Source organism: Serratia sp. BW106, from assembly GCF_002607755.1.
Classification (GTDB): domain Bacteria; phylum Pseudomonadota; class Gammaproteobacteria; order Enterobacterales; family Enterobacteriaceae; genus Serratia; species Serratia proteamaculans.
On the sequence record NZ_MCGS01000078.1, the window covers coordinates 1 to 1,332 of the forward strand.

The 1,332-nt window shown below is 54.3% G+C and carries 1 protein-coding gene; it reads left to right on the forward strand.

The features are described 5' to 3' along the window. Window positions 1-92 precede the first annotated feature (92 nt). Window positions 93-1,321, forward strand: a protein-coding gene (locus tag BEI65_RS26595) for an IS3 family transposase (protein WP_177930403.1) whose coding sequence is annotated in 2 segments (ribosomal slippage) — window positions 93-408 and window positions 408-1,321 — 1,230 coding nt in all. Because the reading frame shifts where the segments join, the coding sequence is not laid out codon by codon here. Window positions 1,322-1,332: the final 11 nt, after the last annotated feature.

Consider the following 1,332-nt stretch of genomic DNA (forward strand, 5'->3'; position numbering starts at 1 on the left):
GTAGACTGGCCCCATGAATCTCCAGACAGTTGGTATCACTTAAGTTAGTGATAGTCTTAATACTAGTTTTTAGACTAGTCGTTGGAGTCCGGATGATTGATGTTTTAGGTCCAGAGAAGCGCAGACGGCGAAGTGTTCAGGAAAAAATCGCCATTGTTCAGCAGAGCCTTGAGCCCGGAATGACCGTGTCGCTGGTCGCCCGTCAGCATGGTGTCGCGGCCAGTCAGCTGTTCCTGTGGCGTAAGCAGTATCAGGAAGGCAGCCTCACAGCCGTTGCCGCAGGAGAACAGGTTGTGCCCGCGTCGGAGCTGGCGTCTGCGATGAAGCAAATCAAAGAGCTGCAGCGCCTGCTGGGCAAGAAAACCATGGAAAACGAGCTGCTTAAAGAAGCTGTTGAATATGGCCGACAAAAAAAGTGGATAGCGCACGTGCCCTTGTTGCCGGAGGATGGCGAATAAGCCTTGTCAGTCGTTGCCTCCGGGTGTCACGTGCGCAACTGCATGCCATGGCCCGTCGGTCGAAGGACTGGCAGGATCGTCGGCTCAAGCGCAAGCCTGATGATACTGAAGCACTGGCCCGTATCCATGACGTTATCAGCGATCTGCCCACTTATGGTTATCGTCGGGTATGGGCACTGCTGCGCAGGCATTCAGAAACTGACGACATGGCGGTGATCAATGCCAAACGTGTATACCGCATCATGCGTCAGAATGCGCTGCTGCTTGAGCGTAAACCGGAAATACCTCCATCGAAACGGGCGCATACAGGGAAAGTGGCCGTTGGAGAAAGTAACCAGCGGTGGTGCTCTGACGGCTTCGAGTTCAGCTGTGATAACGGTGAAAAACTGCGGGTCACGTTCGTGCTGGACTGTTGCGATCGTGAGGCACTTCACTGGGCGGCCAGTACCGGTGGATATGACAGTGAAACCGTGCAGGATGTCATGCTGGGTGCAGTGGAGCGTCGCTTCGGTAACAGCCTGCCGACATCCCCCGTTGAGTGGCTGACAGACAACGGTTCAGCCTACCGTTCTCATCAGACGCGTCAGTTCGCCAGAATGGTAGGACTGGAGCCTAAACATACGGCGGTACGTAGCCCGGAAAGCAACGGGATGGCGGAGAGCTTCGTGAAAACGATGAAGCGCGATTACATCAGCGTCATGCCAAAGCCCGACGGGTTAACAGCGGTAAAGAACCTTGCGGAGGCCTTCGAACATTACAACGAATGGCATCCGCATAGTGCACTGGGATATCGTTCACCACGGGAATATCTGCGGCGGCGAACCAGTGATGGGTTAAGTGATAAAAAGTGTATGGAAATATAGGGGCCAAACCA